General features: G+C 62.0%; 21 protein-coding genes. 14 read left to right on the top strand and 7 right to left on the bottom strand.

Going from position 1 to position 24501, the window contains the following annotated elements:
• The first annotated feature begins 79 nt into the window (after nucleotides 1–79).
• Nucleotides 80–3625, top strand: a complete 3546-nt coding sequence (dnaE, locus tag ACXJ1Z_RS17700; protein WP_463781289.1) for a DNA polymerase III subunit alpha — start codon at nucleotides 80–82, stop codon at nucleotides 3623–3625.
• 57 nt (nucleotides 3626–3682) lie between these two features.
• Here the strand turns inward: dnaE and ACXJ1Z_RS17695 are convergent, their stop codons facing one another.
• The 5 genes from ACXJ1Z_RS17695 to ACXJ1Z_RS17675 all read right to left on the bottom strand — a co-directional run bounded on the left by ACXJ1Z_RS17695 (nucleotide 3683) and on the right by ACXJ1Z_RS17675 (nucleotide 8144).
• The gene (locus ACXJ1Z_RS17695) at nucleotides 3683–3973 is read right to left on the bottom strand and encodes a hypothetical protein (protein WP_463778474.1); all 291 of its coding nucleotides are present in this window, start codon (nucleotides 3971–3973) and stop codon (nucleotides 3683–3685) included.
• 68 nt (nucleotides 3974–4041) lie between these two features.
• Entirely contained in the window at nucleotides 4042–5121 is a 1080-nt protein-coding gene (locus tag ACXJ1Z_RS17690; RefSeq protein ID WP_463778472.1) for a PA0069 family radical SAM protein, read from the bottom strand.
• Between the two features lie 84 nt (nucleotides 5122–5205).
• Nucleotides 5206–5733 (bottom strand): molybdenum cofactor biosynthesis protein B, encoded by a 528-nt coding sequence (moaB, locus tag ACXJ1Z_RS17685; protein ID WP_463778471.1) that lies wholly within the window; start codon nucleotides 5731–5733, stop codon nucleotides 5206–5208.
• Nucleotides 5723–7465 carry a lytic transglycosylase domain-containing protein gene (locus ACXJ1Z_RS17680; protein WP_463781288.1) on the bottom strand — a complete coding sequence of 581 codons (1743 nt, stop codon included), beginning with the start codon at nucleotides 7463–7465 and terminating at the stop codon, nucleotides 5723–5725. Before ACXJ1Z_RS17680 ends, moaB begins: the two co-directional genes overlap by 11 nt.
• 91 nt (nucleotides 7466–7556) lie before the next feature.
• Nucleotides 7557–8144: a uracil-DNA glycosylase family protein gene (locus ACXJ1Z_RS17675; RefSeq protein WP_463778469.1), complete on the bottom strand. Its 588-nt coding sequence runs from the start codon at nucleotides 8142–8144 to the stop codon at nucleotides 7557–7559.
• Nucleotides 8145–8395: 251 nt separating this feature from the next.
• Between ACXJ1Z_RS17675 and ACXJ1Z_RS17670 the strand changes: the two genes are divergently transcribed.
• From ACXJ1Z_RS17670 to ACXJ1Z_RS17640, 7 genes are all read left to right on the top strand, one after another.
• Nucleotides 8396–10048: an electron transfer flavoprotein-ubiquinone oxidoreductase gene (locus ACXJ1Z_RS17670; RefSeq protein ID WP_463778468.1), complete on the top strand. Its 1653-nt coding sequence runs from the start codon at nucleotides 8396–8398 to the stop codon at nucleotides 10046–10048.
• Between the two features lie 34 nt (nucleotides 10049–10082).
• The gene (locus ACXJ1Z_RS17665; protein ID WP_463778466.1) at nucleotides 10083–10892 is read left to right on the top strand and encodes a 4-(cytidine 5'-diphospho)-2-C-methyl-D-erythritol kinase; all 810 of its coding nucleotides are present in this window, start codon (nucleotides 10083–10085) and stop codon (nucleotides 10890–10892) included.
• Nucleotides 10889–11623, top strand: a complete 735-nt coding sequence (locus ACXJ1Z_RS17660) for an N-formylglutamate amidohydrolase (protein WP_463778464.1) — start codon at nucleotides 10889–10891, stop codon at nucleotides 11621–11623. The genes ACXJ1Z_RS17665 and ACXJ1Z_RS17660 overlap by 4 nt, the downstream gene beginning before the upstream one ends.
• A 101-nt stretch (nucleotides 11624–11724) precedes the next feature.
• Nucleotides 11725–13581, top strand: coding sequence for a dihydroxy-acid dehydratase (ilvD, locus tag ACXJ1Z_RS17655; RefSeq protein ID WP_463778463.1), 1857 nt, complete (start codon nucleotides 11725–11727; stop codon nucleotides 13579–13581).
• Nucleotides 13581–13952, top strand: a complete 372-nt coding sequence (locus ACXJ1Z_RS17650; RefSeq protein WP_463778462.1) for a hypothetical protein — start codon at nucleotides 13581–13583, stop codon at nucleotides 13950–13952. The genes ilvD and ACXJ1Z_RS17650 overlap by 1 nt, the downstream gene beginning before the upstream one ends.
• Nucleotides 13939–15309 (top strand): NAD(P)H-hydrate dehydratase, encoded by a 1371-nt coding sequence (locus ACXJ1Z_RS17645; protein WP_463778460.1) that lies wholly within the window; start codon nucleotides 13939–13941, stop codon nucleotides 15307–15309. The genes ACXJ1Z_RS17650 and ACXJ1Z_RS17645 overlap by 14 nt, the downstream gene beginning before the upstream one ends.
• The gene (locus tag ACXJ1Z_RS17640) at nucleotides 15300–16508 is read left to right on the top strand and encodes a class I SAM-dependent RNA methyltransferase (RefSeq protein WP_463778459.1); all 1209 of its coding nucleotides are present in this window, start codon (nucleotides 15300–15302) and stop codon (nucleotides 16506–16508) included. The genes ACXJ1Z_RS17645 and ACXJ1Z_RS17640 overlap by 10 nt, the downstream gene beginning before the upstream one ends.
• Here the strand turns inward: ACXJ1Z_RS17640 and ACXJ1Z_RS17635 are convergent.
• Nucleotides 16497–16769: a hypothetical protein gene (locus ACXJ1Z_RS17635; protein WP_463778457.1), complete on the bottom strand. Its 273-nt coding sequence runs from the start codon at nucleotides 16767–16769 to the stop codon at nucleotides 16497–16499. The genes ACXJ1Z_RS17640 and ACXJ1Z_RS17635 overlap by 12 nt on opposite strands.
• Nucleotides 16769–17746, bottom strand: coding sequence for a threonine ammonia-lyase (locus tag ACXJ1Z_RS17630; RefSeq protein ID WP_463778456.1), 978 nt, complete (start codon nucleotides 17744–17746; stop codon nucleotides 16769–16771). The genes ACXJ1Z_RS17635 and ACXJ1Z_RS17630 overlap by 1 nt, the downstream gene beginning before the upstream one ends.
• Before the next feature lie 145 nt (nucleotides 17747–17891).
• Here ACXJ1Z_RS17630 and ACXJ1Z_RS17625 point away from each other — a divergent pair, with 145 nt between their 5' ends.
• From ACXJ1Z_RS17625 to ACXJ1Z_RS17600, 6 genes are all read left to right on the top strand, one after another.
• A complete protein-coding gene (locus ACXJ1Z_RS17625) occupies nucleotides 17892–19103 on the top strand; it encodes a saccharopine dehydrogenase family protein (RefSeq protein WP_463778455.1) in 1212 nt (403 codons plus the stop codon).
• A complete protein-coding gene (locus ACXJ1Z_RS17620) occupies nucleotides 19103–19501 on the top strand; it encodes a hypothetical protein (RefSeq protein ID WP_463778453.1) in 399 nt (132 codons plus the stop codon). The genes ACXJ1Z_RS17625 and ACXJ1Z_RS17620 overlap by 1 nt, the downstream gene beginning before the upstream one ends.
• 27 nt (nucleotides 19502–19528) lie before the next feature.
• Nucleotides 19529–20731: a carboxynorspermidine decarboxylase gene (locus ACXJ1Z_RS17615; RefSeq protein ID WP_463778451.1), complete on the top strand. Its 1203-nt coding sequence runs from the start codon at nucleotides 19529–19531 to the stop codon at nucleotides 20729–20731.
• Nucleotides 20732–21073: 342 nt separating this feature from the next.
• Nucleotides 21074–22285, top strand: a complete 1212-nt coding sequence (locus ACXJ1Z_RS17610) for a type III PLP-dependent enzyme domain-containing protein (RefSeq protein ID WP_463778450.1) — start codon at nucleotides 21074–21076, stop codon at nucleotides 22283–22285.
• A gap of 17 nt (nucleotides 22286–22302) precedes the next feature.
• On the top strand, nucleotides 22303–23151 hold the full coding sequence (locus ACXJ1Z_RS17605; RefSeq protein ID WP_463778448.1) for a hypothetical protein: 849 nt from the start codon (nucleotides 22303–22305) through the stop codon (nucleotides 23149–23151).
• 130 nt (nucleotides 23152–23281) lie between these two features.
• On the top strand, nucleotides 23282–24460 hold the full coding sequence (locus tag ACXJ1Z_RS17600) for a GAF domain-containing sensor histidine kinase (RefSeq protein ID WP_463778447.1): 1179 nt from the start codon (nucleotides 23282–23284) through the stop codon (nucleotides 24458–24460).
• The last annotated feature ends 41 nt before the right edge of the window (nucleotides 24461–24501 follow it).

Genomic DNA, 24501 nt, shown 5'->3' with positions numbered 1-24501 from the left:
CTGCCGGTGGCACCTGCATGTCCCCCGCTTTGTCCCGGCTACCCTTGATCGCGGGTCGTGCAAGCGCCAGAACAAGATGATGTCCTTCGCCAAGTTCGTACCTCTCCGGATCTTCTCAAGCTACACCATGCTGGATGGGGCGATTGACCCAAAGGCGATGGCCAAGCTGGCGAAGGAGCGAAATTTTCCGGCTGCGGCGATATGCGATCGCAATGGTCTTTACGGTTCTTCGGCATATGCCGGGGCCTGCCGTGGGGCGGGAGTGCAGCCGATCATCGGCACGTTCCTGGCAGTCTCGCGAGACGATGCAACCGATGCGCCCATCGATTGGCTCGGCCTTTATGTGCAGAACAATGCCGGATGGAACAACCTGTGTCATCTGGTTAGCCGTGCGCATCTGGACCGGCCGCTTGAGCGCGATCCTCATGTGCAAATCGCCGATCTGGAGGGCCATTGTGATGGATTGATATGCCTCACTGGCGCAGGTGAGGGAGCCTTGGCCCGGCTAGCAGCGGATGGCCGGCATGGCTTGGCGGAGGCGTATTGCGATCGGCTGCAATCGCTGTTCGAGGATCGCCTTTACATCGAACTCGCGCGCAGCGGTGATGCTGTCGAGGATGCGAGCGAAGATGCTCTGATCGAGTTGGCCTACGCGCGCGATCTGCCGTTGGTGGCGACCAACCCCGCACAGTTCGCGGAAAAGCATTTTCATCCTGCGCACGACGCCCTGCTTTGCATCGCCAATTCGAGCCACATCGATGCGGCGGATCGACCGCGGTCCTCCAAGGAGCGCTGGGTCAAGCCGGCGGAAATGATGATCGAGGCGTTCGCCGATCTTCCCGAGGCAATCGCCAATACGCTGGTCGTGGCGCAACGGTGCGCCTTTTCCCCGCCCAAGCGCAAGCCGATCCTCCCCAGCCTCGCCGGTGACAAGGAAGGCGAAGAGCGTATGCTCGCGCGAGATGCGCGGATGGGGCTGGCGCGTCGGTTGGCGCCATACTGGCCTGAAACCACCATAGAGGATCTCGATGCGGTGCTTGCGCTCGGTGAAGGCGAGCGCAAGGCGGCGTGGGAGGCTAGATTGTCACCCAGTGGCGTGGCCGAAGAGTTCCTCGTCTATGCCGATCGCCTCGATTTCGAGACGTCGATCATTATCCGCATGGGCTTTCCAGGCTACTTCCTGATCGTCGCCGATTTTATCAAGTGGGCGAAGGACAACGGGATTCCGGTCGGGCCAGGTCGTGGCTCGGGCGCCGGATCGGTCGTCGCCTGGGCGCTCACCATCACTGACCTCGACCCGTTGCGCCTTGGCCTGTTGTTCGAGCGGTTCCTCAATCCCGAGCGCGTATCGATGCCTGACTTCGACATCGACTTCTGCGAAACGCGCCGTGGCGAGGTGATCCGCTACGTACAATCGAAATACGGGCATGATCACGTTGCCCAGATCATCACCTTCGGCAAGATGAAGGCGCGCGCTGTGCTGCGCGATTGCGGCCGAATTCTGCAAATGAGCTACGGCCGGGTAGATTCCCTTTGCAAGATGGTGCCCAACCATCCGACCGACCCCTGGACGCTAGACCGGGCGATCAACGGGGCAGTCGACTTTCGCCGGGAGTACGACAACGACAACGAGGTCAAGCGGCTGATCGATCTGGCCCGCCAACTCGAAGGTTTGCCGCGTAACTCATCGACCCATGCCGCTGGCGTCGTGATCGGCGACCGACCGCTGGCACAGCTCGTGCCGCTCTATCGCGATCCGCGGTCGGACATGCCCGTGACGCAGTTCGACATGAAGTTTGTCGAGGATTCCGGACTGGTCAAGTTCGACTTCCTCGGCCTCAAGACCCTGTCGGTCCTGCGCAAGGCGACGGATCTGCTGGAACGCCGTGGTATCAGGATCGATCTGTCGACGCTGCCGTGGGACGACAGCCTTGTCTATGATCTGCTGAAACGCGGCGACACAGTGGGCGTGTTTCAGCTTGAATCGGAAGGCATGCGCCGCACGCTGGCGGCCGTGAAGCCGACGAATTTCGGTGATATCATCGCGCTCGTCTCGCTCTATCGACCCGGGCCGATGGACAACATCCCACTGTTCGGACGCCGCAAGAACGGCTTGGAAACGATCGAATATCCGCACGACAAGCTGTCGGTGATCCTGGGCGAGACGTACGGCATCTTCGTCTATCAGGAGCAGGTGATGCAGGCCGCGCAGATTCTGGCGGGCTACTCGCTGGGTGATGCAGACTTGCTGCGCCGCGCTATGGGCAAGAAGGTCCAGGCGGAAATGGACGCGCAACGCCAGCGTTTTGTCGATGGCTGCAAGATCCATTCCGACATCCCCGCGCCCAAGGCCAACGAGTTGTTCGACCTGATCGACAAGTTTGCCGGCTATGGTTTCAACAAGTCGCATGCCGCAGCCTATGCCTTGCTCGCCTATCATACGGCCTGGCTCAAGGCGCATTATCCCCATGAGTTCTATGCGGCGTCGATGTGCTTCGACATGCACCAGTCCGAGAAATTGGCGATCTTCGTCGATGATATGCGGCGCAGCGGGGTGCAACTTGCGGCACCGGACATCAACCGTTCCGAGGCAGAGTTCACGGTCGAGGAAACCCATGACAGTCACGCGGTGCGCTACGCACTGGCCGGGATCCGCAACGTAGGCGAAAAGGCGATGGACGCGATCGTCGCCGAGCGGGAGGCCAACGGTCCATTCGTTTCACTGGACGATGTTTTCCGGCGCGCGCCGACAGGATCGATGAACCGCCGCCAGCTTGAAAGCCTTGCAGCATCGGGAGCTTTCGACGCTTTGGAGCCGAACCGCGCCAAGGTGCTCGCCAGTGCGGATACCTTGCTGGCAGAGGCTGATCGCGCCTCGCGCGAGCGAACCAGCAGTCAACAGGCACTGTTTGGCGGCGACGATCACGAAGAGCAGGGCTTGCGCCTGATCGACTGTGCGCCATGGACCCGCATGGACCAGATGGCCAAAGAGCGGGAGAACTTCGGCTTCTACTTCGCGGCGCACCCGGTAGAGCAGTGGCGCTTGGCAGCGATCGGCAATGGTGCGCGGACCCATGCCAGCCTGCTTGCTGGCGGGGCAAGTGGCCGTGCTGGCGCTGTCATGGCTGTCCTTGTGGAGAGTGTGACCAAACGAAAGACGCGCAAGGGCAACGACTTCGTGCTGGCGGACTTCTCCGATCAATCGGGGCAGTTCAGCGCATCGTGCTTCGAAGAGAGCCTGGTTGACAGTTTCGTGCGCTGGGCGAAAGAAGGCACCTGCGTCTTGCTCAACGTCGAACTCGATAGCCCCAGCGCGGACGAACCGCCGCGCGTAACAGTCCGCGGCGCCAAACCGCTCGCGGAAGTAACCACCGATGCTCGCATGGTGATGACAATCGACATCGAGCGGATCGAGGCGATCCAAGAACTTGCATTATTGATGCGACCAGGCGCGAAGGGGACTGGAGAGGTGGTGGCTCGCCTGCATCTTGAAGATGGCCGCATCCAGAGCGTCCGCCTAGGCCGAGATTTCGCGCTTGATGGCGATTTTGCCGAGCAACTTACCCAGATCGATGGCGTAACGGTCGAGTCTTTGGCGCCACGGAAGCTCCGCATGGCAGCATAGCGGTGCGTTGAGGGAGCGGCGGATCACCCTTGATGAACCGCCGCTCATCCGTCCGACCTACTTTTCGCCTACCTTGTCGGCAGCGGTTTCCGCCGCGTTTCCAACCTTCTTGGCTGCATCGCCGACGCTACTTGCTGCACCGGCAATGGCATTGTCCTTAGCGGACTCGCTGGCCGCGCCTTGGCTGTAGATATAAATTCCGGCGATCGCTGCGATTACTAGGACGACGCCAAACAGCATGCCGATGCCGCTCCCACTACGTCGCTCCGGCTGCGTTTCGTGGATGATGGTCGTGTGCGTCGTCGGTGCGGCGGTACCCTCGACGGTGGTGATGCGTTCCTCGACCATACGATCCTCCTCTTGATGTATATTGAGCGCCCTAACGCCTCATTTGCTAACAAGTTGTCTTGGAAGCGTCAAAGCAAGGAGAGCTGGCCATCGGCAGCCGGACGCCGAAAACGTGAGCTCTCTAGCCGCACTTTCGGGCGGGTCATGCCATGACGGCGCATGGCGATTGCAAATCGGCTTTTGAACAGGTCGGCCCACACCCCGACCGGCTTCATTCTCCTGCCGAACTGTGTCTCGTTGTCGCGGCCACCCCGGATGGATTGAATTGTCGCCATGACTTTGCCCGCCCGGTCGGGGAAGTGCATCTGCAGCCACTCCCGAAAGAGGGGCGCGACTTCGTGAGGGAGTCGTACGATGATCCAGCTGGCCTCGCGAACCCCACGCAGCGCCGCCTGCGTTAGGATCTCCTCGATGTAGCTGTCCGTGATCGAGGGTATGACGGGTGATATCGAGATATGACATGGGACTTGATTGGCGACGAGGGTGCCAAGCGCGTCAAGGCGCTTTGCGGGTGAGGCCGCGCGAGGTTCGAGCAGGCCCGACAAGCGTGCATCCATGCTGGTGACCGACACCCCCACCGAGACAAGATCGTGCAAGGCAAGTTCAGCAATCAAATCCAGGTCGCGCAGGACACGATCGGACTTCGTGGTGATTGTGACGGGGTGCCGCGTCTCCAGGCAAAGTTCCAGGATCGCCCGGGTGATCCGGTAGCGCGCTTCGATGGGCTGGTAAGGATCGGTATTGGTGCCCATGGCAATTGGAGCAACCCGGTATCCGGGCTTGGCCAAAGTCTCCCGAAGCAGGCGGGCCGCGCCGGGTTTTGCGAATAGCTTGGTCTCGAAATCCAAGCCCGGTGAGAGATCGTGGAACGCGTGGGTCGGCCTTGCGAAACAGTAGATGCACCCATGCTCGCAGCCACGATACGCGTTTATCGAACGATCGAAGGGGATGTCGGGCGATGTGTTGAAGGTGAGGATCGTCTTTGGATGTTCCTCGGTGACAGTTGTCCTCAGCTTATCGACAGGTCCATCAACGAGGTCATGCGCGTCCAGCCAGTCGCCATCGTCATTTCGCTCCGCCAGATTGAAGCGATGAGAGGGTTTCCTGGATTGGGCACCACGACCTTTGATGGAGAATTCGCCCGACATGCCCAAAGTAGAACATAAAGGGAACCATACCGCAAGGTGTTCAGATTGTGTCCTGATCTAAACGCAGTAGGGCCGCGCTTCACGTCAGACTTCCCGCAGGCGCGGCATCAACTCGACGAAGTTGCAGGGGCGGTTGCGGCTGTCGAGTTGTTCCGCAAGAATCCCATCCCAACCATCCTTCACCGCGCCATTCGAGCCGGGCAGGGCGAAGATGTACGTCCCGCGCGATAGCACCGCGCAGGCGCGGGATTGAACTGTCGAGGTGCCAATCGTCTTGTAGCTAATCCAGCGGAACAGTTCGCCGAATCCCGGTATGTCCTTCTCCTTCACCCGATCGAGCGCCTCGGGAGTGACGTCGCGGCCGGTCAAGCCGGTGCCTCCGGTGATGATGATTGCATCAACGGAACTGTCATCGATCCAGGTCTCGAGCAGCGATACCAGAGTCGGTACGTCATCCTTGACGATTGTCCGGACAGTCAACGCGTGGCCGGCATCTGCGATGCGCAGAGCCAGTATATCGCCCGAGGTGTCGTCTTCCGGGCCGCGCGTATCCGATACGGTGAGCAGTCCAATCTGGATCGGCTTGAACGTACGTGTCGTATCAACGGGCACGCAGCACGGCCCCGTTCGTCGCCAGCCGCACACCCTTGGCGCTGCCCAGTCCCGGGAACGTGGGCCACATCCCTTGCGCCAGTGCTTCCCGGCTTTCCGAAGCGCCACCCGCTTGCCGTTCATACATCCAGTAGTTGCGCATGACGATGTTCACATAGCCGCGTGTTTCCCAATACGGCAGCGATTCCATCCACAACAGCGGATCGCCCTGATCGCGCACTTCGCTGTTCCAACGGCCGAGCGGAACCAGACCGCAATTGTACGAGGCCATGACCTTTGGCAGCAACCCCTGCGTGGCGCCGGCGCTTTTCAGCATCTGCAAATGCCGCTGCCCGAATGCCAGATTCACCTCGGGCTTGTTGAGGTCGCTGGCCGAGCCCGAAAATCCCAGGCTTCCTTTATGATCCTGCGCAGCAGACGGCATGATCTGCATCAGGCCGCGCGCGCCGGCGGGGCTGACCGCTCCAGCCTGAAAAACCGATTCCTGAAGGACATGGGCATAGACCAGGGCAGGATCGACTTGCCAGCCACCGACCGGCAACCACTTCGGCGTGGGGAAGCGGGTCGCGGGGGCGGGCTTTCCACCATACGGCGCATTGTACGCCATCCACAGCTGCGTCTTGGGAAGCCCCAGGTCACGTGCCAGGCGGGTGAGGGGTTCGAATTCGCCTGGACTGCCGATACGAGCCTGATGCCGCAGGACTTCGTCCGCCAGGCTATCCTCGCCGATTTCGGTTAAGGCCACTGCTACGCGCACATTGTCCTCGCTGCGCAGTTTTTGCCAATCGTTCTGCGTGAAATCAGCGGCGGCATGTTGCTCGGGCAGGCGCAGACCAAGCTGTTCGGCGGCCAACATGCCATAGAGCGTCTCGTCGCGAGCTGCTGCCTTGCGCAGGGCGATTGCCGCCTGCTCGGGCTTACGACACCGAACAAGCGCGCGACTTTGCCAGTAATAGCCGGCGGAAGTAAGCTCGGCATTCTCCGACCGTCCGGTGGTATTCTTGAAGGCCTCGGCGGCGCCATCGCAGTCACCCAGGCGAAATGCGGCGAGGCCCGCGGTCCACCAGGATTCGCCGACCCAAGGACCCTGACCCTGCGCGCCAAGCTGCGCCATTTCGTACGCCTGGGTATCCTGGTTCTCGATATAGAAACTCCACGCAATGCGTTGGCGCCACTCCGCCCGCATCGAGGGGCTTAGCGAAGCGTCGATCCCATCGAGCAGGACGCGGGCGCCCATCGGATCGTCTGCTTTGATCCGCTCGAGAATGCCGGAGGAGATGGCACCGGGCATCGTTCCATCCGAGATGGACGTCGGCTTGATCCGCTTCGACATCGACGGCAAGCGCGCGAATTGCTGCTCCCCCGGTACGCCTGGCAGCCCGGTTGCGCCGCGCTTTGCTGCCAGACGGCTGATCTGGTCCGCGTCCGGCAGGTTCGTTCCTTGGGCCAGCCAGGCCTGCAAGTCCGAAACCTGGATCTTGGGAGAGCCTGAAGCCAGGAAGTATTCAGCGCGGGCCTGCTGGTGCAGGGGACCATCCGGCTTGACGGCGAAAAGCTGCTGTACCTTGTTCCAGTCCTTGCCGTCGATCGCGCCGAACAGCTGCCGATAGTAGTCGCGTTCGTCGCTGCTGAGCAGTGATGGTACGGCGGTGCGATCGGCCCGCGTGCGGAAGTAGTCCACCGCCGCACTGTTGGCCATGGCCGCGTTAGAGGCGAGCGAGAGCGCGCCCATTGCGGTGAGCAATCCAAGCTTGGCGGCAGTCTTCAAGGCCTTACCCCGATCCCAAATTCGTTTCGTGTCCAGCGGCGCGATCACCCGCGGATCACTCCAACCAGTCGAGCCACGCCTGCCACAGAATGCATTTCCAGCGAGGTTGCGAAGCCATTGCCGGAACTCTGCGCACAGCGAGCATGGAAACCGTCGCACCCTCATGGTTAAATCTGGATGAAACTGCAGGGCCTTGAGCCAGGCCGTGTTCCAGAAGCGGCAAGATGTTGAAACCTACGACCAAAAGGCGTTTTGGTTCCACTAAAGTTACATGGCGACGCAGTGCTTGACCGAGCAGACCATTGGCTTCTGGCGTCAAATCCGCTGCGGGGGAGTGACAGGGCAAAGCGCTGGCAATGTAGATCTGGTCCCGACTGAGCCCAGCCAGCGGTAGGAAGGCGTCGATCAGCTTGCCTTCCGCGCCGGACATCAACTGATCACGATCCGCACTTTCCGGCATGGTAACGACTATCATCAGTTCCGGATTAGCAACACCCCAAGGGGGCACGCGGCTCGCGGTGCGCCCTTCGTGCAAGGCAGGTTCGCTCAGCCACCACGACTGAAAGGCTTCGAGGTTGTCTGGCAGCGGCGGCGGTTCCGCCACCGGTTCGACCGGTACCTCCCGCCCGCCCGAGACCGCCATGCCTGGCAGGGGCGGAGCGCCGGGAGCCGTTTGCGCTATGATCGGCGGAAGCCAGGATCGCGGCTCGTCTTCGAACGCGCTATCGACTCCAGCGTCCTTCCACCAGCTGAGGACGGCCGCAAGGGCATCATGATAATCCGGATTTGTTCCGATCTGCATGCCTCAGGTCTTGACCTGCCGCACTCCACCAATCAAGGCGTTTGACAAGTTAATCGCGCGATTGAATTGCAGCTGCGGGGACCGATAAGGCCATGAGTGAACGCGAATCGATGCCGTATGACGTCGTCATAGTCGGCGGTGGCCCCGCCGGGCTGTCCACTGCGATCCGGCTGAAACAGGTCAATCCCGATCTCAGCGTCGTCGTGCTCGAAAAGGGCTCCGAAATTGGCGCGCATATCCTGTCGGGCGCGGTTGTCGATCCGCGTGCGCTGGACGAGTTGTTGCCGACGTGGCGCGAAGACGGCTGCTCGCTCGCGGATGTGCCGGTGACCGATAACTGGCATTGGTATCTGACTAAGACAGGCAAGCTGCCGATCCCGCACGTCTTCATGCCTCCGTTCATGTCGAATCATGGCTGCTACACTGGCTCGCTGGGCAATCTATGCCGGTGGCTGGCCGAGCAGGCCGAAGCGCTTGAGGTCGAGATTTTCCCCGGCTTCTCGGCGTCGGAAGTCCTCTTCGATGAGAATGGCGCGGTTCGTGGCGTCGTAGCAGGCGTCATGGGCATCGCCCGTGACGGCAGCGAGAAATCGGACTTCGAGCCCGGCATGGAACTGCTCGGCAAATACACCGTCTTTTGCGAAGGTGCTCGCGGTCACCTGACCAAGCGGCTGAAAGCGCAGTATAATCTCGAAGCCGATTGCCAGCCGCAGATCTATGGTCTGGGCATCAAGGAATTGTGGGATATCGACCCGGCCAAGCATGTGCCGGGTCGCGTCCTCCACACGCAGGGCTGGCCCTTATCAGAAAGCGACACCTGGGGTGGTGCGTTTCTGTACCATCAGGCCAACAACCAGGTCGCGCTCGGCCTGGTGACGGCGCTCGATTACGCGAACCCCTACGTCTATCCCTTCGAGGAGTTCCAGCGCTGGAAGCAGCATCCGGCGATCGCCGAACTGCTGGAAGGCGGCAAGCGCGTTGCATACGGAGCCAGGGTCATCAACGAGGGTGGCTGGCAATCGGTGCCCAAGCTGGCTTTTCCGGGCGGCGTGCTAGCGGGATGTTCGGCCGGCTTCGTGAACGTGCCACGCATCAAGGGCAGCCATACCGCAATGAAGAGCGGCATGCTGGCCGCAGAGGCGATTGCCGCCGCTGTCGCGGCAGGCCGCGAACAGGACAGTCTGGACGAGTACGATTCCTCGGTTCGCGACAGCTGGATCGCCAAGGAGCTCAAGCTGGTCCAGAACGCAGAGCCACTTACGGCCAAGTTCTCGGGCGACCTTTTCGGGTCGGCGCTTGCCGATGTCGACATGTGGCTGCGGTATCTCAAGCTCCCGGCGTTCCCGGTGATGAAGCATCACAGCGACGCATCGGCAACCAAGCGTGCGGATTTGTTCAAGCCCATCGCGTACCCCAAGCCGGATGGTGTGCTGACTTTCGATCGCCTCACCAGCGTTTCGTACTCGTTCACCAACCACGAGGAGGATCAGCCGGTCCACCTCGTGCTCAAGGACCCGGATTACCCGCTGACGACGGAACTGCCGGTATATGGCGGACCTTCGACGCGGTACTGCCCGGCAGGTGTTTACGAATACGTACCCAACGAGGCGACGGGTGGCGTCAAGTTCCAGATCAACTCGCAAAATTGCGTCCACTGCAAGACCTGCGACGTCAAAGATCCGGGGCAGCAGATCGTTTGGACCGCGCCGGAAGGTGGCGGTGGCCCAAATTATCCGAATATGTGATGCAAAGAGGGCTGCATTCCGGCAGCATGCGTAGATGCTGACCGAGACGGCCTATGCCAAGATCAACCTCGCGCTGCATGTTCGACGACGGCGCGAGGATGGCTATCACGAGCTTGAGACGATGTTCGCCTTCGTCGACGATGGCGATCGCCTGACGGCGAGCCCGGCCACCGAGGACTCCCTGACGACTTCGGGTGAGTTCGGCAGGGATCTGCTCGATCCATTTGGCAACATCGTCGCGAGAGCGCTCAGCACTCTGCCCCATGGCGGAGGCTGGGCCGTCCAGCTCGAAAAGCGCTTGCCCGTCGCCGCCGGGCTGGGCGGGGGGTCCGCCGACGCAGGTGCGATCTTCCGCATGGTCGAGCGCTCGCAAGGGTTGCCGGACGATTGGGAAAGGCGCGCAGCAAAGCTGGGTGCGGACGTGCCGGCTTGCGTCCTTTCACGCACATGCATCGGCACCGGCACCGGCACCGCGTTGCAGGCGGTAACCAATGACCTCGCGGGTGCGCCGATCCTGTTGATCAATCCGCGCGTACCGGTGGCCACCGGACCTGTTTTCCAGGCTTGGGATGGCGTCGATCGAGGACCGATGCCCGGCGGTTCAGTGCGCACGATCGCTATCCAGGGACGCAACGATCTGGAAAAACCGGCGATCACGCTTTGCCCTGTTATCGCCGATGTGCTCGCAGATCTGCGAAGGCATGATCCGGTAGTTGCACGCATGTCGGGATCGGGGGCGACCTGCTTTGCCCTGTTCGAAGCCGACGAAGAACGCGACCGCGCCGCACGTGCGCTTGCCCAGACACGGCCCGACTGGTGGCAGATGACAGGAGCGCTGCGTTGAACGACAAGGTCGCCGCACCGTATCGTCTGTTGGGCGCTCACGCGGCGGGTGGGATCCTCATCGTTGCCGATCATGCTTCCAACCGCGTGCCCGACGACATCGAGCTTGGTATCGCAACGGACTTGCTGACACAGCACATCGCCATCGATATCGGCGTGGCGGGCGTTGCCGAGCGGATGATCCAACCGGGGACAGCCGCCTTCCTCGCGGACATCAGCCGCTTGGTGTGCGATTTCAATCGCGATCCTGATGCCGCCGGGATCGTGCCCGCTATCAGCGACGGCCATCCAATCCCAGCCAATGCGATTTCGGCATCGGATCGGGCCGCGCGGATAGAGCGGTACTTCACACCGTATCATGCGGCGCTGGCCGATCTGCTCGTTGCGGTACCACCCGCGTTGATCCTGTCCCTGCATAGCTTCACACCATGCCTGACGAGCGATCCAAAACAGAAGCGACCCTGGCAAGTCGGAGTGCTGTACAACGATGATGACCGCGCCGCTCGCCTCGCCCTACCACTACTGGAGGCGGAAGGCCTGACCGTGGGTGATCAGCAGCCGTATTCGGGCAAGATCCTCAATGCGACGATGAACCGCCACGCCGAGGCACAAGGCAGAGCGTATCTCGGCATCGAAATCCGGCAGGACGAAATCGGCGACGCGGAGGGCCAGGCGCTATGGGCAACCCGCCTTGCCGGAGTGATCGATGCGGTGCTGCAGCGCCTGGCCTGAGTCCACAGACGCCGGTCGTCGGCCATTTTATGCTTCGGCTGTGCCTGCGGGTGGAGTAGGGCCGAGCGAACGACACTTGACCCGCTGCCTGGAGCCGCCCCATGCCTGCCTATCGTTCGCGTACCACCACCCACGGCCGCAATATGGCGGGCGCCCGGGGCCTCTGGCGGGCGACCGGCATGAAGGACAGCGACTTCGGCAAGCCGATCATCGCGGTCGTCAATTCCTTCACGCAGTTCGTTCCCGGTCACGTGCATCTCAAGGATCTGGGGCAACTCGTCGCGCGCGAGATCGAAGCCTCGGGTGGTGTCGCCAAGGAGTTCAACACGATCGCGGTCGACGATGGCATCGCGATGGGCCACGACGGCATGCTCTATTCGCTGCCCAGCCGCGATCTGATTGCAGACAGCGTCGAATACATGGTCAACGCGCACTGCGCCGACGCGATCGTCTGCATCTCCAACTGCGACAAGATCACGCCCGGCATGCTCATGGCCGCGTTGCGGTTGAACATCCCGGCGGTGTTCGTCTCCGGTGGTCCGATGGAGGCCGGCAAGGTGGTCCTGAATGGCAAGACGCGCGCGCTCGACCTGGTCGATGCGATGGTCGCCGCTGCCGACGAGTCCTATTCCGACGAGGACGTAAAGGCGATCGAGCGGTCGGCTTGCCCGACCTGCGGCTCGTGCTCGGGCATGTTTACCGCCAATTCGATGAACTGCCTGACCGAAGCCCTGGGTCTCTCGCTGCCGGGCAACGGTTCAATGCTGGCGACTCATGCCGACCGCGAAAAGCTGTTCCTCGAAGCCGGGCGCGTCGCGGTGGACCTGTGCCATCGTTATTACGAGCAGGATGACGAAAGCATACTGCCGCGCAATGTCGCGAGTTTCGGTGCATTCGAGAATGCCATGAGCCTCGATATCGCGATGGGCGGCTCGACCAATACCGTGCTTCATCTGCTGGCGGCCGCGCACGAAGCGGGGATCGCTTTTACCATGACGGACATCGATCGACTCAGCCGCAAGGTGCCATGCCTGTCGAAGGTCGCCCCGGCCAAGTCGGACGTCCACATGGAAGATGTCCACCGCGCTGGCGGGATTATGGCCCTGCTGGGCGAGCTCGATCGGGCCGGTTTGATCAATCGCGATTTGCCCACGGTGCATGCCAGGACCATCGGCGACGCGATCGCACGCTGGGATATCGCGCTTCAACCTTCCGCCGATGTCCGCGAGTTCTACGCAGCGGCGCCAGGCGGTGTGCCCACGCAAACCGCATTCAGCCAATCGCGCCGCTGGGAAGAGCTGGACGTCGATCGGGCGGGCGGCGTCATCCGCTCGGCCGAACATGCTTTCAGCCAGGACGGCGGTCTGGCCGTGCTTTCGGGCAACATCGCCCTCGACGGCTGCATCGTGAAGACGGCTGGGGTGGACGAGAAGATCCTGAAGTTCACCGGCCCGGCGCGGGTCTATGAAAGCCAGGACGCTGCGGTGGCCGGCATTCTTGGCGGTCAGGTACAGGCCGGCGACGTGGTCGTGATCCGTTATGAGGGACCGCGTGGCGGCCCTGGAATGCAGGAGATGCTTTACCCGACGAGCTACATTAAATCGAAGGGCCTTGGCGCTGCATGCGCGCTGGTCACAGATGGACGGTTTTCGGGTGGAACCTCGGGTCTTTCGATCGGGCACGTGTCCCCCGAAGCTGCCGAGGGCGGCACGATCGGTCTGGTCGAGAACGGCGACACGGTCGAGATCGACATTCCCAACCGCACCATTCATCTTGCGATATCCGACGAGGTGATGCGCGAGCGACGGGCCGAGATGGAGGCGCGTGGAACCCATGCCTGGCAGCCGGTCCACCCGCGTCCGCGCAAGGTGTCGGTGGCGTTGCAGGCATACGCCGCGATGACGACCAGCGCCGCCCGGGGCGCCGTGCGCGACGTCACGCAGTTGCGGCGCGGCTGATGCGGACGATCCTAGCCTGCGCAACCATCATCGTGTTGGGCGCATGCTCTTCCGGGAAAAGCGAAACGCCAACGGTGGCCGAGGGTGGCGAGCGGATCTCCTGCGCGGTTGCTGGCGCGAGCGCATTCTCGGACAGTTGTTCGGTCGATCGTTTGAAAGTGGATGGTAAATTGACGCTGGTCGTGCGCCATCCGGATGGAGCGTTCCGCCGCTTTGCCGTGGTGACGGATGGCCGCGGTCTGGTCGCGGCGGATGGTGCCGAGCCAGCCAAGACCGTGATCGAGGGCGACAAGCTGGCGGTAAGCGTCGGCGCAGATCGCTATGTTTTTCCAGCCAAGGTCAAGTCCGCAGTCGCCGATGCCAACCCCTGATCAAATCCTCACGGTGGCGCAGATGCGCGCTGCCGAGGACACGTTGATCGAGGCGGGCAGCAGCGTCTCGGCGCTGATGGCCGTGGCAGGGCAGGGCGCGGCAGAGTGGATATGGCGGATTGCCGGTCGTCAGCGGGTGACGGTGCTGTGCGGCCCCGGTAACAATGGCGGCGACGGATACGTGATCGCACAAACTCTGTTCGATCGGGGTAGCGATGTCCGGGTCGTGGCAGCCGGTGAGCCTCGCACGCAGGCAGCGATCGCGGCCCGGCAGTCGTTCACGGGCGAGGTGCTGGTTGATGCGGCCGGTGCCTCGGGAGAGGTTTTCGTCGACTGCCTCTTCGGCAGCGGCCTTTCGCGCGTTTTGTCCGACGATCATGCGGCATTGTTGAGCACGCTGGCGCGCGCTCATCGCGTTTGCGTCGCCATCGATGTTCCTAGCGGGGTCGATGCGGATAGCGGGGCGATCCTGTCTTCGCATCTGCCAAACTACGATCTGACGATCGCGCTGGGTGCGTGGAAGTTTGCGCACTTCCTGGCGCCAGCGGCGGCCGGGATGGGTGCGCTTCGCCTATTGGACATCGGCATCTGCGCGCAAGCTGGCGCCGCCCGGCTGCTCGTTAGACCATCGCTGACGGCGCCACCGGCAGATGCGCACAAGTACCTTCGCGGGTTGGTCATGGTCGTTGGCGGTGAGATGCCGGGTGCGGCGGCGATGGCGGCGGAAAGCTGCGCGCGGGCTGGTGCCGGCTATGTTCGCCTTAGCGCGGCGCAACCCGCAAGCGCCAGCCATGCCATCGTGCAGATGCGCGAGCCGGACTTTACCAAGGCGAAGGCCGTTCTGATAGGCCCGGGCCTCGGGCGCCAAGATCACTCCCGAGGCATTCTCGGCCAAGCGATGAACGCTGGGGTTCCGACGGTCGCTGATGCCGATGCATTGTGGTGGTTTGGCAAGCTCGGATTGGATGCGCTGCCCACGCCAGCGATCATGACTCCGCATGAGGGCGAGTTCGTCGGACTGTTCGGCAAGCTTGCGGGCAGCAAGATCGATCGGGCTCGGGCGGCAGCGAAGCGCTCTGGCGCCGTGATCGTCTACAAGGGGCCCGACACCGTCATTGCTGCGCCTGACGGGCGCGTGGTGGTTTGTCCGCCGGCGCCAACCTGGTTGTCGACTGCCGGAACCGGTGATGTCCTCGCCGGGATTTGCGCCTCGCGCCTCGCGACTGCCGGTGACGCGTTCGAAGCGGCGTGCGAAGCCGTATGGCTCCACGGTGAAGCGGCCCGGTTGGCGGGACCGTCGTTTGCCGCTGATGACCTTATCCGCCACATCCCCGAGGCGATCGCGACATGCTTGTGAATGCAATCGACGAGATCCTGCGCATTGGCGCCAAGGGCGACGGGGTGACCGCTGGCGGGAAGCACGTTCCCGGCAGCGCACCGGGCGATCACGTTCGCCCGGATGGATCGCTCGAACACGGTCCGCATCACGCGGTTCCGCCATGCCGGCATTTCGGGACATGCGGAGGATGCCAGTTGCAGCAACTCGACGAACAAAGCTTCGGCGAGTTCGTATTCGAGCGCGTCGCCAATGCCGCGAGCGGGCAGGGCCTCGAAGCCGCGACGATCGCTTCGGCGCATCTATCTCCGCCAAGAAGCCGGCGCCGGGCGGCGCTTCACGCGCAGCGGCTTGGCGGCAAGATCGTCATCGGCTTTCGCGAGGCCGGTTCGCACCGCATCGTCGACATGCACGAATGCCATGTCCTCGCTCCCGAATTGTTCGACCAGATCGCACCGCTTCGCAGGATGCTTGCGGCGCAACCAGGCAGGCTGGCGGTCGAGGTCGAAATGGCCCTGACCGAACAGGGCGTCGATCTTGGCCTCAAGGGGTTGAAAGTCGAAGGCCTGGCTGCAACCGAAGCGATGCTGGATTTCGCGTCGCGGCAGGGGCTGGCCCGTGTCACTGTGGATCAGGGATATGGCCCCGAGCCATCGTGGGAGCCCGAGCCGGTTACGGTGTTGCTGGGCGGGGTCAAAGTGCCGTTTCCCTCGGGCGGCTTCATGCAAGCAACGCAAGATGGTGAGGCAACCTTGATCGCCGCCGCACGCGAGTGGTTGGCAGGAGCGGTGACGATCGCCGACCTGTTTTCCGGATTGGGTACGTTCGCCTTCGCGCTCGCCGGTCCCGGCACCAAGGTGCTTGCGGCCGAATCGTCGCGCGACGCGCACTTCGCTTGCAAGGCGGCTGCGGGGCGCGCGCAGGTTCCAGTCCACGCGCTTCATCGCGATCTGTTCCGCAATCCGTTTCAAACGGTCGAACTCGATTGCTTCGCTGCCGTTTTGCTCGATCCTCCACGCGCTGGCGCGCACGAGCAGGTGGTTCAGCTCGCCAAAAGCGTGGTGCCTCGCGTGGTTTACATATCGTGCAATCCATCGAGCTGGGCACGCGACGCTGCAGTTCTGGTCGCCGGCGGCTATCGCCTGGCGGAGCTACGGCCGGTAGGTCAGTTCCGGTGGTCGACCCATGTGGAACTGGCGAGCCTGTTCCTACGAAGCTGAGGCATCGCCGCCCGCTCGATCCATCATGTCCATGAAATCACGCGCGGCATCGCGATCTTCGGCTGTCTTGAAAGCGACATCGAGGTCTGGCGCCGCCCCGAGCAGATACATGAGTGTCCACAGCGCGAAACGGCGGCCTCGATCCTTCTCAAGGCCGAAGTCGACCGCCATCCGCTCGATGCCGGCTTCCAGCGCCGCAGGTGTAATGGCGTTCATATCGCCGGTGCCGAAATAGCGCCGCAGTTGATCGTCGAAATCCATCAATCTGTTCCTAGCAGCACTTGCGCGAAAGCGGCGGGATCGGTGTTGCCGCCTGAAAGGATCACGGCGGTCCGCTCAGCTATCGCAACCTTGCCGGCAAGCACCGCGGCAAGCGCCGCTGCTCCGCCCGGTTCGACGACCAACTGCAGATGCGTAAACGCAAGACGCTGCGCCGCGCGGACTTCCTTCGGCGTGACGGTCGCGACGATCGTGACGCGGTTTGCCAGCACGCCAAGGTTCACGGCGTGAGTGGCGTTCGGCTGTAGCGAGTCACATGGGGTGGCCGGAGGATTAGCGCCGACTGCCACGACGCGACCGGCTGACAGACTGAGCCCCACGGTGTCCCATCCCTCAGGCTCGACCGGCACCACCATCGCGTCGGGGCAGGCGAGGGTGAGACCGGCGGTCAGGCCACCCCCGCCGCAAGGGCAGATCAGCGCTTGCGGCGGCCCACCCGCAAGATCCTCCATCTGTTCCATAAGTTCGATACCGGTGCTGCCTTGGCCCTCGATGACCCATGGATCGGCAAAGGCATGCACCAGGGTTGCGCCACTGGCCGCTACCAAAGCGGCGGCCACTTGATCTCGATCCTCTCCGCCAGGCCGATCATAGAGCACCACTTGCGCGCCCAGCGCCCTGGTCGCTTCGAGCTTTACGCGCGGCGCGTCCGTCGGCATCACGATGGTGGCTGCGATACCCAGCCGTCGCGACGCCCACGCGACGCCTTGCGCGTGGTTGCCGCTGGACACGCCCACCACGCCGCGCCGGCGTTGGTCTTCATCTAGCTCGGTCATGCGGTGCCAAGCCCCACGGATCTTGAAGGCGCCGACCGGTTGCAGGGATTCGGCCTTGCACCAGATCGTACGCCCCTGGACCTCCAAAGCCAGCAAAGGTGTGGGCGGCAGGATCGCTGCCATCTTGCGCGCGGCCTGCAACACCCCGGCACGATCAGGAAGACGTGGGCTGGTTATGGTCATGGCGCAGCGGTAGGGTGGATCGGCTCGCTTAGGCAAGTGCATCCGCCGTTCTGACGGTGGCCCGTGGTTGTGTTGTCATATGCGCAGCTTATATGCGGCCTCTTGCGGGCGCTCCTACGCCCCGGTGCATGAAGGAGACGGCCGAGTGAGCAAGGTTCTGGTGATCGGCGCGGGCGGTGTCGGCTCGGTCGCGGTTCACAAGATGGCGATGAACCCCGCCATCTTCAGCGACATCCACCTGGCAAGCCGCACCGTATCCAAATGCGAAGCGATTGCCCGGTCGGTCAAGGAGCGTACTGGCGTGGACATCGCGACTTATGCGATCGATGCCGACGACGTCGTCGCCACCAGCGCTTTGATCGAAAGCATCAAGCCCAAGCTGGTCGTCAACCTGGCGCTGCCTTACCAGGATCTGGCGATCATGGACGCGTGCCTCGCGACCGGAACGCACTACCTCGACACCGCCAATTACGAACCGCGTGATCAGGCCAAGTTCGAATATCACTGGCAGTGGGCTTATCAGGACCGCTTCCGCGATGCCGGCCTGATGGCGGTGCTGGGTTCAGGCTTCGATCCGGGTGTGACGAGCGTGTTCGCAATGTGGCTCAAGAAACATAAGCTCAAGACGATCCGACTGCTTGATATTCTCGATTGCAATGGTGGCGATCACGGCCAGGCTTTCGCCACCAACTTCAATCCCGAGATAAACATTCGTGAAGTGACTGCGCCGGCGCGTCATTGGGAGAACGGCGAATTCGTCGAAACCCCGGCTATGGGCGTGAAGCAGAGCTTCGACTTCGAGGGCGTCGGCTCCAAGAACATGTATATGATGTACCACGAGGAGCTGGAAAGCCTTGCCAGGTTCGTACCGGAACTTGAGCGTGCGCGCTTCTGGATGACCTTCGGCGATGCCTATATCCAGCATCTCACCGTTTTGCAGAACGTCGGCATGACGCGCATCGATCCGGTCACCTACAACGGAGTCGAGATCATCCCCCTGCAATTTCTGAAGGCGGTGCTTCCCGAACCTGCCAGCCTTGGCCCGACCACCAAGGGCAAGACCAACATCGGCGATATCGCCACTGGCGAGGCTCTGGACGGTCCCGGAGAGAAGACGTTCTACATCAAGAACATCTGCGACCATGAAGAAGCCTACGCCGAGACTGGCAACCAGGCGGTTAGCTACACCACAGGCGTGCCGGCGATGATCGGAGCGGCGTTGATGCTCACTGGCGATTGGGCGGGAGAGGGCGTGTTCAACATCGAACAACTCGATCCCGATCCCTTCATGGACATGCTGAACTCACAAGGTCTGCCATGGACTGTCGAGGAACTTCCGGCTCCGCTGGCATTCTGATGACCGGACTCTACCGCTCCGTCATCATGTCGATATCCGGCTCGCTCGCGCTTGCAGCGTGCGTTCCTGCCAAGGCTCCTCGGGATGCCCCTGCGCCGAAGCCGAGCCAGTCGTTCTCACGCGAGATGAGCCTCGCCGATCGCTCGGCCTGTACGTCAGCCGGCGGCCGGATCGAGCGACGCGGACGGATCGGCGCGGAGCTTTGCGTGCGGCCGTTCGCCGACGCCGGCAAGCAATGCACGGACAGTTCGCAGTGCGAAGGCAAGTGCATCGGTTCCAGCGAGCAGGCGTCTTCGACGATGCCGGTCTCGGGTCAATGTCAGGCGGACGATCGGCTGTTCGGATGCCACTCGGAAATCAGCCAGGGCAAGGCCGTCAACACCATCTGCATAGATTGATCGGCGACACCGCCACGAGGAATCACCATGGAAACCAGAGCCGGAGATCCGGGCGCGTTTGCCCGTTTTGACCTTTCGCGTGTGGACAGCCCTGCGTTCGTCGTCGATGCGGCGCGCCTGCGTGCCAACCTGCGTGTGCTGCAGGACATCGGCGAGCGTTCGGGCGCAAAGGTGCTGGCCGCACTCAAGGCGTTCTCAATGTGGTCAACGGCGCCGATCATCGGCGAGTACCTCGATGGCGTCTGCACCTCGGGGTTATGGGAGGCGCGCCTCGCCTCGGAGTTCTACGACGGTGAGATCACCACTTATTGCGCCGCATACAAGCCCGAGGATCTGCCGGAGATCCTGAGACTGTCCGACCACGTCATCTTCAACTCGCCAGGCCAGATCGAGCGGTTATGGCCTATCATCGAGCACGCGCGGGCCGGTGGCACCGCCTTCGACATCGGTTTGCGCATCAACCCGCTTCATGCCGAAGGTGAGGTTCCGCGCTACGATCCTTGCGCACCGCATTCCCGCCTCGGTTTCCCGATCGACCAATTGACCGAGTACCACATCGCGCTGATCGATGGCATGCACATGCACACGCTGTGCGAGCAGGATTTCGCGCCGCTGGCTCGGACGTGGGACAAGGCATTCGACATTCTCGAACCATGGTTCGGGGAATTCAAATGGTTGAACCTGGGCGGTGGGCACCATGTCACTCGCGCTGATTATCAGCGTGAGGAACTGATCGAGTTCCTGTCCGATGTCGCCGATGATACCGGTGCCCAGATCTACATCGAACCGGGAGAGGCGATCGCGCTCGATGCCGGCATTCTTGTGGGCACGATCCTCGACACCGGTTGGAACGGGATGCCGGTCGCAATTACCGACATCTCGGCGACGTGCCACATGCCCGACGTCATCGAGGCGCCGTATCGCCCGGCAATGCTGGGTGAGGTCGCTTCGCCGGCGAACGACATCATGGGCGAGGGCGGCGATGGCCGCATCCGGCTTGGCGGCCCTTCTTGTCTCGCGGGCGATGTCATCGGTGATTACGCGCTACCGGTGCCGGCTGAGCCCGGACGTCGCTTCGCATTCCTCGATCAGGCGCATTACTCGATGGTGAAGACGACGACGTTCAACGGTGTGCCGTTGCCGTCCATCTGGCTCTGGGACTCCGAAAGCGATGCATTGGAATGCGTCAGGCGCTTCGACTACGAAGACTTTCGCGACCGCCTGAGCTGACCACTGTGATCGTTCCGGCGCATGTCACGAGCGCCGTAGCGCCAGCAGAACATCGAAGTTGCAACGGCTCTACCTGAAGAGCGTTGTGTCATCAGGTCGTGGAGATTTCGGGATGTCAGCAGTGGTTAGAGAATGCTGCAAGGCATCGCATGGCGGGTCGTTCCTTGTTGGAGAAATTAGGATCAAAGCGCTCCCCCGACACCCTTTGTGACGGATTTATGAACCCCAAAGTTTTTCACTTGCCATTCATCCCTACGGCCGTATAGCCGCCCTCCGCTGCCCCATGGGACCTTCCATACCGCAAGGCAGCTTTTCGCTAACATCCGTTGGGGGTCCCTTGAGTTGCACCATCATCTTGAAGCATCGGCTGTAGTTCGCGCCCTTTCGCCCGACGAACCCGTAATCCTCAATCGTCCGCATGCCGCGGCGCGTGCTGCGCGTTTCTTCGCCACGAAGTTTCCGGGCAAGTCGCTTTATGCCGTGAAGGCGAATCCTTCCGCTGATCTTATTGAGATTCTGTGGGGGGAGGGCATCACTCATTACGACGTTGCGTCAATCGCCGAGGTTCGTCTCGTACGGACCACGCTGCCGCAGGCGACTTTGTGCTTCATGCACCCTGTGAAGACCGCCAGCGCGATCCGTGAGGCCTACTTCGACCATGGCGTGCGCACCTTCAGCCTCGATACGCGGGAAGAACTGGCGAAGATCGTCGCGGCTACAGTGAACACGCAAGGCGTTCCCGCCACCGATTTGCGCCTGTGCGTTCGCTTGCGGGTTTCGTCGGAATATTCGGAACTCAGCCTGGCGTCGAAGTTCGGCATCGACCTCGCGGATGCGGGTCCTTTGTTGCAGGAGACGCGTCAGGTCGCCGATTGGCTCGGGGTGTGCTTCCATGTCGGCAGCCAAGCGATGACACCCTTCGCTTATGTACAGGCGCTGGAACGTGTACGCGCAGCCATCGCCGATGCCGGCGTGGTCATTGACATGATCGACGTTGGCGGAGGGTTTCCTTCGGTCTATCCGGGCATGGAGCCACCGCCGCTGGAGGATTACTTCGCGATCATTCATCGCCACTTCGAAGCACTGCCGATCGCCTACAACGCAGAATTGTGGTGCGAACCGGGCAGGGCGCTGTCGGCGGAGTACAACTCGCTGATCGTGAAGGTCGAGAAGCGCCGAGGTAAGGAGCTGTTCATCAACGATGGTGCTTACGGTGCCCTCTACGATGCGGCGCACATCGCCTGGCGTTTTCCGGTCAAGTGCTTGTCCGCCGAGGGCGAGCGGTCTGATGTACTCGAGGATTTCGCGTTCTACGGCCCGACGTGTGACGACGCGGACTACATGGAGGGTCCGTTCCAGCTGCCCGGGGACATCAAGGCCGGCGACTACATCGAAATCGGTATGCTCGGCGCTTACGGGGCGGCGATGCGAACGGCCTTCAATGGCTTTGGCCAAGGTGCCAGCGTCATCGTCGATGACGAGCCGATGACCAGCCTGTACACTGGTGACCGGAAAGATCCGCGCGTATCCGATAACGTCGTTTCGCTGCGTTGATGTCGTAGTCAAATTGGATGGAACCGCGTGAGGCCTACGTGCCTTGCGCGGTTCTTTTTGCGACGATCCGTTTGATCTGGGCGCTTTTTCAAACACATCGTGGCCAATTGTCATTGCGCCTCGGGCGCGTTGCCTTAGCCTATCGATTGCGCTCAAGGGCGGCATGCAACTGGAGAGAGCTGATGAGGCACGCCGCTTTGATAATGGCAATCTGTGCTACGGCGCTCTGCAGCCCCGCGCACGCCGATCCAGCTCGGGACATGCTGGTGAGCGCCGCTTTCGGAACACGTGACAAAAAGGTGGCGCTGACGCGGGTCGGGCAAGCGATCGCAATGGCCGACGCAGGCATGAAGCGCGATCCTCGCGACGAGTCCTCGCGATTGCAGCACGCTCTTGGTCTTAGCTATCGCGGAAAGCTCACTCGGAGCCGCTCCGATGTCATCGCGGCCCGCCGTGAGCTTGAAGCCCTAGTCGCCGCCGATCCACGCAATCCTGAAGCGCAGATGGCGCTTGGCGCATGGCATCTTGCCGCCATTATCGAGTTCGGGCCGATGCTCGCGCGCACAGTCGTCGGGGCGCGATCCTCAATCGGCAACCAGGCGCTGGATCGCGCACTGGCGTTAGGTCGAGACCGCGCCTCGATACCGGCGCTTGTGTGTCTGCAACGTATCCAGATCGATCCGTCTGATATCTCGGGTGCCCGTCGTCTGGCAGAGGTAGCTGCCAAAGCGAATACGCCGACCTCGTTCGACCGCTTGATGCAGCGGCAGGCTCTCACGCTGTTGACGGTCCTGCGTGATGGCAATGGCAAGGCGGCAGCCGCGACCGCCAAATCCCTGATGCCTTTCGGCCGAATCACAGAGTGACCGTCATGCGTCGAAGGTAGGGCTGAAGCCTCGACCGACATCCAACGCAGCCCTTAAGTGCTTGATCCTGCGCGAAGTGACACTCGCAATCTGTCGGGCTTGCGCGTACGGAGCAGGCCGGGAGGCGAATATGGATTCACATGCGCGGGATATCGAGGCGATTCAACGCATAGACGCCATTCCAGTGATTCTCGATACGGTCTGCCGCCTTACCAATATGGGTTTCGCTGCTATAGCACGGGTTACCGAGTCACAATGGGTCGCCTGCAGCGTTCGCGATGAGATCGCCTTCGGCCTCGAGCCGGGTGGAAATCTTCCGCTCAGCTCAACAATCTGCAACGAAATTCGTCAGTCCAAACAAACGGTAATCATCTCCGATGTCTCGGAAGACGAGGAGTATCGTACGCATCCGGTACCTCGACAGTACGGCTTCAGAAGCTATCTCGCGGTACCGATCATGCTGGCAGATGGACGATTTTTCGGTACTCTTTGTGCCATCGATCCCGAGCCTCGTGATCTGCAACGTGTGGAGGTGCGGGACGCCGTCCGCCTGTTCGCGGACCTGATCGGCTACCATCTGGACATGGATGACCGCCTGAGGGTCTCGGAGGACAAGCTGGCCAGCGAGATCGAGACGGGCGAACTGCGCGAGCAGTTCATCGCTGTCCTTGGTCACGATTTGCGAAATCCGCTTGCGGCGGTTCAGGCCGGCGTGTCGATGCTGTCCAAGACGCCGGACGTGGATCGCTCACGCCTTATTCTCGGTCAAATGCAGGGCAGCATTTCGCGCATGTCCGGTATGATCGACAACATTCTCGATTTTGCGCGGGGACGTCTCGGCGGTGGTATTCCGCTGGATCGGCGGCCGGTGGATATTGCTGCGCTGATCAGGCAAGTTGTTCAGGAGCTGGCTTCCGCCCATCCGGATCGCAAGATCGTGCTTACCGGCTGCACTTTGCCATCGCCCGCCGAATGCGATCCACGACGCATTTCACAGATGCTGTCGAACCTTCTTGGCAACGCTCTGACTCACGGCGTATCTGATGAGCCGATCGTGGTCGATTGCGATCGCTGGAACGGCAATCTGGAGATTTCAGTCGCAAATCGCGGCGAGCGTATTTCCGCTGCGGCGCGTGAGAAGCTGTTCCATCCGTTCTTTCGAACGGCCACCGGCGGCGATCGTGAGGGTCTCGGCCTTGGCCTGTATATCGCATCGCAGATCGCAGAAGCCCATGGCGGCAAAATCTCTTTGTCGTCGAACGATGATGAGACTCGGTTCGAGGTCACGATCCCCGCCGTCGTACGCTAGCCTACGCGCGATGACGCGAGAGTCGCTGTTCGCTCGCAAGG

The organism is Novosphingobium sp. TK46 (assembly GCF_055361525.1).
Note: the sequence above shows the minus strand (reverse complement) of the source record. Positions and strands in the feature narration are given on the sequence as shown.